Source organism: Gluconobacter thailandicus F149-1 = NBRC 100600, from assembly GCF_000964465.1.
GTDB classification, from domain to species: domain Bacteria; phylum Pseudomonadota; class Alphaproteobacteria; order Acetobacterales; family Acetobacteraceae; genus Gluconobacter; species Gluconobacter thailandicus.
The window spans coordinates 20,491-28,686 of sequence record NZ_BANH01000064.1; the positions used below are offsets into that span (position 1 = coordinate 20,491).

Here is an 8,196-nt window from a genome sequence, read left to right on the forward strand (position 1 = left end):
CATTTCGCCCGGATAAGAAGGATGCGCACAGGGTAAGGGATCAGACAGCGTGGGAAACGCCCCTTCCAATGAGGATGGCAACTTCGATGAGCGCCTTAACCGCGCAAGGAAGAAGCTTGACCCTCGGGCGGAAGAGTTTTCCACAAAGTCCATCGAAGACGATAGCAGCTCGATTGCATCTTTCGGTGTAGCGATCCGGGTCGGAACAGAGCTCGTAGCTGGCTTGGCGGTTGGTGTGGCGTTAGGTTACGCTCTTGACCGCTGGCTGGGTTACAGGGTCTTGTTCCTGCTGATTTTTGCCCTGTTGGGTTTTGGTGCCGGCATGATGAATGTCTGGCGGGTGTTGAATGGGCCGGGCATGGTACCCGAGCCAAAAGATGACGGGAGAAGCCAGCGTGGCAGCCGGATCGACGATTGACGCGCTCGGACAGTTCGAGCTCCATCCGGTTCTCGGATCTCTGGGCGAAGCTCTGCGGTTCTCACAGTCTCCACTGTTCATGCTGATCGCCGTTGTGCTGGTGCTCGCATTCCTCTTCATCGGAATGCGCCCGGCCTCCGTCGTTCCCGGCCGTCTCCAGGCCGCAGCAGAAATCGGCTATGACTTCATTCACGACCTTGCCATCGGCACGATGGGCGAAGAAGGCGCTGCTTTTTTCCCGTTCGTGTTCGCTCTGTTCTTCTTCATCCTGGCCGGTAACTATCTCGGCCTCCTTCCCTTTTCCTTCACCTACACGAGCCATATCGCAGTGACCCTTGCGCTGGCCGTCACGGTGTTCCTGATCTCGATCCTGGCCTCCCTGCGTTTCCAGGGCCTGGGTTTTTTCAAGCACTTCATGCCAGCTGGCGCCCCTGTATGGCTGTCGCCGCTGCTCGTGCCGATCGAGATCCTGTCTTTCCTTTCTCGCCCCGTCAGCCTGTCGATCCGTCTGTTCGCCAATATGGTGGCCGGTCACGTTCTGCTCGAGATGTTTGCCGGCTTCACGATCATGCTCGCCGGTCTGGGCTTCTTCGGTCATATCCTGGCCGTTGCCCCGATCGCGATCAACATTGCGCTGACGGCTCTGGAATTGCTGGTGGGTGTGCTTCAGGCATACGTCTTCGCCATCCTCACCTGCATCTATCTGCGCGAGGCCGTCGCTCACTGAGCGCGGTTTTGCACAACCCCTGTATCGACCCTAAAGGAACCTGACCATGGACGTTCAAGCCGCTCGTGACATCGGCGCCGGTATTGCAGTTATCGCCCTCGCAGGCGTGGGCATCGGCCTCGGCAACATCTTCTCGACGCTCGTGAGCTCCATTGCTCGCAACCCGGCTTCCCGCCCGCACGTTTTCGGCCTCGGCATGCTCGGCTTCGCGCTGACAGAAGCTGTTGCTCTGTTCGCGCTGCTGATCGCCTTCCTGATCCTGTTCGCCTGAGGTCGAACATGCACCGCACGCCACGTCTTTTCCTGTTCGCCGCTCCGCTGGCGGCTGTGCCGGGCCGAGCTGTGGCTGCGGGCATGCCCCAGCTGAACGTCCATGATCCGCTGCTGATCGGACAGGTCGTCTGGGGAGCCGTCATCTTTGCCGGCTTCTACATTGTCCTCAGCCGCTCCGCTCTGCCGCGGATCGAGCGCGTGCTGTCCAACCGACGCACCCGCATCCAGAATGACCTCGATATTGCCCGCCGTGCGAAAGCAGAGTCCGACCGCGCAAGCGCCGAACTTCTGAGCACCCGCCATGAAGCGGCCGCACAGGCCCGGGCCAATGTAGAGCGCATCCAGAACGAGGCTCGCCTCAGCGCCGAAGCGCACGCACGGGAAACCGCCAAGCGTCTCGAAGCTGATATTGCGAACGCCGAGGCCCGGATCGCCCAGTCCCGCGAACAGGCACTGTCCAGCCTGCCCGCAATCGCTACTGGTACCGCCCAGAACCTTGTTTCCCGTCTGATCGGGGAACAGGACGAGCAGACTATCGCCAGCGCCGTCAAACGCGTCAGCGCTTAAGGAGACGACGATGTTCCAAGAACCCCGTTTCTGGACCGCCCTGGCTTTTGTCCTGTTCTTTGTGATCTTCGGTCGCAAGCTTTGGGCCGTCATCACCAGCCATCTTGATGCCCGTGCAGAGGGCGTCCGTCGTGACCTCGATGAAGCAGCACGCCTTCGTCGTGAAGCCGAGCAGATGTTGGAAGATGCAACCCGCGAACGCGAAAAGACGCTTGCTGAAACGCAGGCCATGATCGCCCGCTCCGAAACGGAAGCTGCTGCTCTTGCAGAACGTGCCCGTCACGAAGCGGAAGCCGCTGCTGCTCGTTACGAGAAGATGGCGCATGATCGCATTGAAGCGGCCGAGCGCGCTGCCATCCGCGAAGTTCAGGAGCGTGCAACGGCAATCGCCATTTCCGCAGCACGTGACGTTGTGGCTTCCCGCCTTTCCGAAAGCCCGGACGTTGCTGCCCAGTTGATTGAGCATAGCATTCAGAACCTTCCGGAAGCTCTGCGCCGTTCCGCGGCCTGAGCCTATGACAGCCCTCCGTCCATCGCAGACATCCGTGACTCTTTCCATTGTCATGGCGGTATTGAACGAGGCGGAGAATATACTCCCGGTGTGTCAGGAACTCGCAGGAGTTCTTGACCGCCTTCCGGAAAATACTGAAATTGTCGTCGTTGACGATGGTAGCACAGACGCCACTGTCCAGAAGCTTCTCGAAGCCCGGCAACAGTATCTTCCCAATCTCCGAATCATCGGCCACCCCCGTCGCCTTGGAAAATCCGCAGCCCTGAGAACAGGCGCAACCGCGGCCCATGGAGAATGGATGGCAACCATCGACGGTGATGGGCAGGACGATCCGTCTTCCATCATCCGGATGCTGGAACTGGCTCGTACAGCCAACTCCCATCCCCCGCTGGTAGTAGGCGTTCGTCGCAAGCGGAATGACAGACTGTCACGTCGTGTCGCCACAAAGCTTGCCAATGGCCTGCGCCGCAGACTTCTGAACGATGGCTGTCCCGATACCGGGGCTCCCCTCAAGCTTTTCTCCCGCGAGATGTTCCTGCGTATTCCGCAGTTCGAGGGTGTCCATCGTTTCCTGCCAGCACTGCTCGGACATTACGGTGCACCGCTGATCTGCCATGAAGTCCAGCATCGCGCGCGCCTGCACGGTTCTTCAAAATACACCAACTTCAATCGGGCTCTTGTTGGCATTCGCGATCTGCTGGGTGTCATGTGGCTACAGAACCGTACTCACCTGCCTGACCATCTGACCGAACACTGATCCATCCACGGATCGGGGATGGTCTTTAGGCCCGTCTCCGTCCACCATTCCCCGATGGACCGGAACGGAGCCTCACCATGAAACTGACATTCCGGCACTATGCCCTTCTCGGGCTGGTAACATTTCTGCTCACCCTGTCAGGACGCATGACTCTGCCTCCGCTCGATCGGGATGAGCCGAGATATATGGAAGCATCCGAGCAGATGCTGACGTCCGGTAATTTCGTGGATGTTCGTTTTCAGGACAAACCCCGTTACCTTCAGCCCGCAGGCATCTACTGGCTGGAATCCTCTTCGGCACAAGTCGCCAAGGAATTTTTTGGCCCCGACGTCCTGAGAAAAACCTGGCCTTACCGTATCCCAAGTCTTCTGGCAGCCACTCTCATTGTTCCGCTGACAGCCTGGATGGGAACAGTCCTGTTCGGAGCAACGACCGGACTGATGGCAGCCGGCCTGTTGATGGTCTCAACGCTCTTCGTCGCCGAAAGCCATATGGCGACGATCGATACGGTCCTGCTGCTGGACGTCCTTTGCTTTGAAGCGATGCTTCTGCGTGCCTTTCTTGATCGCCAGAAAAATATCCCTACCCCGGTTCTGGTCGCATGCGGTTACTGGTTGGCCCTAGGGATTGGGCTTATGCTCAAAGGGCCCGTCGTTCTCATTCCCGGCTTCGGCACGCCACTGGCGCTCTGGGCAGTGGAACGAGACAAGACATGGTGGTCCCGTCTCCGTCCCAGCTGGGGCTGGCTTCTCATGGGTGCCGTGGTTGTACCTTGGTGCATCGCAATTGAAGTCGTTAGCCACGGCGATTTTTTCTCACGCGCCATCGGCCGAAACTTCCTGGGCAAAGTCGCGCACGGCCAGGAAGCGCACGGACTTCCTCCCGGCTTCCACCTGCTGGTTTTTGCACTGGCTTTCTGGCCAGGATCCTTGTTTGCAGCCCTGGCACTCCCTGCCATCTGGAAGAACAGGAAACTTCCACAGGTCCGCTTCCTGCTAAGCTGGATCATTCCCCACTGGATCGTGTTCGAGCTCATCGCAACTAAGCTACCGCACTACGTCCTCCCCACCTACCCAGCCATAGCAATCCTGACAGCAGCCTCCCTCACTGTCTGGACCACTCCCCCTCTATCCCGGTGGGGCAAAGCCGCTCTGGGATTCTATGGGGTACTCTGGGCTATCATCGGAGTAGCGTTCTGCGTTGCTGGTACGGTCCTCCTTTACAAGATGGAACACGTATTTTCCTTGCGTGAAGGTCTGGCTCTCTGCGGCACACTGCCCTTGATGGGAGCTGCAATTTTTCTGTTACTGCGCCAGCATCGGCAACAGGCCGCCTTTTGCGCAATGGGTGCTGCGGTCATTGCACAGGCAGGTCTTTTCCTGGCTGTCATACCCAACCTGCAGACAATCCGTCTGGCACCTCGCGTTGCCGCTCTTTTCGAAGAGGTCAAACCCTGCGATCAGAGCGTGCTGGTCTCCACGTCTTATTCTGAACCGAGTCTGGTTTTTCTGGCCGGTGAACAGACCCAGTTGATCGGCCCAGCAGAGGCAGCCCTTTACCTGCAAAAAAACCCACGATGCACGCTCGCACTCGTAGACCGAAAAGACGAAAAGGTTTTCCAGAATGCGCTAGCAAAAAGCGGAATGAGCGTCGTCGAATACGGGCGGATCAAAGGCCTAAATTATTCAAACGGTCATCATCTCGATCTGGGTCTTTTCGCCCCGGATTAAGATCTTTCACTAAACCAAATGGAACATGCTCTCCTCGGAATTCCAGGCACTTGAGAACAGATTCGTACAGTCCACTTCGCCATAGAAATTTAGGTAAGCGAATAGAGACGATTTAACGCCAGTCATCTCAGAAAGCGTGATCAGTAAAGAATTATAAAAACCTACCCGCATGATGCGGGTAGGTACCTGATATATCAGGCAATTTTCAAGACATTATCCACGGACTCTGAACTGCGGACAACATAAGGACCTGCCGCCTCAATCTTGAGGGCAAGAAGACCAATGCTGCCCGGCATGCGTTCACCAAGAGGAAGAAGCGCATTTCCATTCGTCCAGCGCATTGAAGCATGCTCCCTATCATGCCAACCACTCAGAGTGTCGTCAGAGAGATGAGTTGAAATGTTTTTTGTCACCCCACTGTCGAAGAACGAAATGTCACTGACCAACACACCCAGCATGCGTCGATCATCAACAAACGGGCCGATCGCGTCTGAAGGGCGACTATTGTTCGAAACAACTTGAACAGAATTCACTCCGTCCGGAATCATGAACATGGTGCGTCCATCGACCGTCCGGAGCGCCTCAATCCGGTGACCATTATTGGACACCAGGTGCAGATCACTCTCGACAACCGTACTAATAGCAGGCGCCTGAATTTCAAACTGAAGTACCTGTGCACGCTGCTCAATCAGGCGATATGCGGGTTCGACGAGCTCTCGAGACACTGCCAGAGGAGCCGCTGCATCTGTTTCCCAGGACTTAGCCTGCTGACCAAGGACAAAGACATTCCCTTCCTGGCGGAACGCACGGCGATTTCCAGTATCCAGATAACTCTCCGTCAAGGCACCGTTAGCCACGATGACTGAATGATCTTCGGTCTCGATATGGAAATAGTCATAAGACGTGAAGGATTTATCGAAAAAGATCGAACGGCCATTTACAAGCATGCGAGCCGGGATGAATTTTCCATCCAGGAACAGGCAATGCTCTGAGGTGACAAGCAGGTCCTTAAAAGGCACACCCAGTGCGATTGCATCTTTAACAATCCGCACAGGATAGCCTGCTTCATCATCCGCTTTTTCAGGACGGATCACGCAGTGAGCCTTCCCGGCCCAAGAAATTCTGCTGCTGCTCGTTACGCCATCACGATAAGATGTGATGATATCTCCTGGAACGAGATTCTGAACAGCGGTGTCGCCATTCGGCCCGGCCACCAGAGTATCGGCCAGGAAGCAGACCTCACAAACAAGATCACCGCTACTATCCGATGACAGGGTATAACCAACATCCTTAACCCCGATAATATTCAGGGAAACGGCTGAACCATCCTTCAGGGTGAACGTAACATGATCCGTATCCGGATAGCTTACGGCAACGACATCCGCAGTCTTGACGCTCTCCAGCGTGATACCGTCTGACGTCCCAGCAGTTGTATTCGCGGAAAAGCCCGAGATCACTGTGGTCGGGCTGCCCGAACCCGTAATAGTCAGACCGACATTGCTGTCACCCTGCAGATTAACAGTGCCACCAGCCGTGGTCGGGATGATAATCTTTGCACCGTTGGTCGTCGTGACAGTGCCTGAAAGAGTAGCTCCAGCAGCAGCACTCAGAGTTGCGCCACTTGAAACCGTCGTGGTGCCAATGTGTGCACCAGATGCGGCGTAAATTGATCCGCCACTGCTCGCCACCAGGCCCGTTGCCGTGCCACCGGAGCTGACAGTTACATTGTTTCCCGAACCGATGGTGCTGTTAGAAAGAGATGCACCAGATTTAAGCTGAATTGTTACGCCCGTGCCGAGTTTCTGATAGCCGCCATCGCTGACACCACTCTCGAAAATCAGAGTGCCGCTAACGACCCCGCCCGCAACAAACTTCGGGGTGACATAGGTATCAATTGTGCCACCATTAAGCGTCAGAGCTGAAGTACTAGCTCCTGCAGAGAAAGTCGCAGATCCCCCAGCATTAACCGTTGCAGTCGACACCGTTCCGCCAGATGAAACCGTCAGGCCGCCGCCACTTGAAATGATAGCGTTGCTAACGACACCTCCCTTGCTGACATTGATGGTACCGTGGTTAACGGCATCCGGGTTCAGCAGCGTTCCGCCGGAAAGAACGTTAATTGTTGTTCCCGAAAGAGCAGTCAGAGAAGCTTGATGCTGATTGTCATAAGTATTTCCGACATTAAAAGTCGCACCCGCAGCTAAAGTAATATAGCTACCAGACCCACCAGATAAAACTGTAAGCGTTCCGCCGGATGAAATAGTGTCTGAGAACGCACTTCCACCGCTCTGTACAATTAATGTACCTCCGATAATAACAGTTGCTTTTGCGTATGTCCCCCCCGGAAGAAACATTAACGGACGAAAAACTGGATCCATAGAAACTTCCAGGATCAGTTCCACTCTGAATGTAATCGTCTACATACAAAACGCCGTTTGATACGTGACTCATAAACAATACTCCATTTCAATAAAGATTCTTCTAATTTTCTTGGTTTTTTACTAAAAATTCGAGTTTTTCATTTTGAAAAATTATATATTTATCTGAATAGACAAATATTCAGTCTCCAAAGAAAAACATCTCCACCCAAGTCAGTTTGAAGAATCTTGTCATGCAGATAGAGGCACATTTTTGAGAGATACGGGAAGTGATGAATTTTTTAACGTTAGAAAAAAAGTTGATGAACTTTCCCCCCTTATATCTCCATGCGCAACGAGAAAATTTTAATAATCCATTAAATTCAATTACTTATCTTATTTTTTCTTTCATTAAAGCATGTAAATATCAATTAATTATTGAAACTTCCGCGTTAAACAAATTGTATCATAGGGGTTCCTCGAAAATTTTTCTTATTTAAAGACAAATCCCTCACTCACCGCGCCCAATACGATCCACGTAAAATTTCGTCAAAAAAGAACAAATTTGTTTTTTATTAAGAAAGGCCGTAATTTTTATATGAAAAGAAAATCAAATATAAAAATTAGACACTTAGATGTCGTGAAAAATTTATATAAAATACAAAATTTAAAGAATACTTCTGATATTATGTCTATAACACCCGCAGCAGTATCGAAAAGCTGTATAGAATTTGAAAAAATTATTGGGAAAAACCTCTTTTTAAGAACTAGAAATGGTTTTATTCCTAACGATATCGCAAAAAGGGTAGTCGAATCTAGGCTCAGGACTCATAGCCAGAAGATGACGGTTGCGGCG

Annotated in this window: 8 protein-coding genes and 1 pseudogene; 8 read left to right on the top strand and 1 reads right to left on the bottom strand. The window is 53.5% G+C overall.

From position 1 onward, the window contains the following. Positions 1–49: 49 nt before the first annotated feature. From B7444_RS14055 to B7444_RS14085, 7 genes are all read left to right on the top strand, one after another. Complete coding sequence (locus tag B7444_RS14055) at positions 50–418, top strand: AtpZ/AtpI family protein (RefSeq protein WP_007284350.1); 369 nt, start codon at positions 50–52, stop codon at positions 416–418. Further along, positions 396–1,145 carry a F0F1 ATP synthase subunit A gene (locus B7444_RS14060; RefSeq protein ID WP_007284349.1) on the top strand — a complete coding sequence of 250 codons (750 nt, stop codon included), beginning with the start codon at positions 396–398 and terminating at the stop codon, positions 1,143–1,145. Before B7444_RS14055 ends, B7444_RS14060 begins: the two co-directional genes overlap by 23 nt. 46 nt (positions 1,146–1,191) lie before the next feature. Beyond that, on the top strand, positions 1,192–1,416 hold the full coding sequence (locus tag B7444_RS14065) for an ATP synthase subunit C family protein (protein WP_007284348.1): 225 nt from the start codon (positions 1,192–1,194) through the stop codon (positions 1,414–1,416). A gap of 8 nt (positions 1,417–1,424) precedes the next feature. Further along, entirely contained in the window at positions 1,425–1,985 is a 561-nt protein-coding gene (locus B7444_RS14070) for a F0F1 ATP synthase subunit B family protein (protein ID WP_007284347.1), read from the top strand. 10 nt (positions 1,986–1,995) lie between these two features. Further along, a complete protein-coding gene (locus B7444_RS14075) occupies positions 1,996–2,496 on the top strand; it encodes a F0F1 ATP synthase subunit B family protein (protein ID WP_007284346.1) in 501 nt (166 codons plus the stop codon). Positions 2,497–2,500: 4 nt separating this feature from the next. Then, positions 2,501–3,253, top strand: a complete 753-nt coding sequence (locus B7444_RS14080) for a glycosyltransferase family 2 protein (protein ID WP_007284345.1) — start codon at positions 2,501–2,503, stop codon at positions 3,251–3,253. A 77-nt stretch (positions 3,254–3,330) separates the two neighbouring features. After that, positions 3,331–4,983, top strand: a complete 1,653-nt coding sequence (locus B7444_RS14085; protein WP_007284344.1) for an ArnT family glycosyltransferase — start codon at positions 3,331–3,333, stop codon at positions 4,981–4,983. 194 nt (positions 4,984–5,177) lie between these two features. On the opposite strand, the gene B7444_RS14090 is transcribed toward B7444_RS14085, so the two are convergent. After that, positions 5,178–7,361, bottom strand: coding sequence for a Hint domain-containing protein (locus B7444_RS14090; RefSeq protein WP_231502846.1), 2,184 nt, complete (start codon positions 7,359–7,361; stop codon positions 5,178–5,180). A gap of 577 nt (positions 7,362–7,938) precedes the next feature. Here B7444_RS14090 and B7444_RS16960 point away from each other — a divergent pair. Continuing rightward, positions 7,939–8,196, top strand: a pseudogene (locus B7444_RS16960) (hypothetical protein); the annotation flags it as partial.

Coding starts and splice junctions, on each gene's coding strand:
- B7444_RS14065 (WP_007284348.1), top strand. CDS start 1,192: ATGGACGTTCAAGCCGCTCGTGACATCGGCGCCGGTATTGCAGTTATC.
- B7444_RS14070 (WP_007284347.1), top strand. CDS start 1,425: ATGCACCGCACGCCACGTCTTTTCCTGTTCGCCGCTCCGCTGGCGGCT.
- B7444_RS14075 (WP_007284346.1), top strand. CDS start 1,996: ATGTTCCAAGAACCCCGTTTCTGGACCGCCCTGGCTTTTGTCCTGTTC.
- B7444_RS14080 (WP_007284345.1), top strand. CDS start 2,501: ATGACAGCCCTCCGTCCATCGCAGACATCCGTGACTCTTTCCATTGTC.
- B7444_RS14085 (WP_007284344.1), top strand. CDS start 3,331: ATGAAACTGACATTCCGGCACTATGCCCTTCTCGGGCTGGTAACATTT.
- B7444_RS14090 (WP_231502846.1), bottom strand. CDS start 7,361: ATGGATCCAGTTTTTCGTCCGTTAATGTTTCTTCCGGGGGGGACATAC.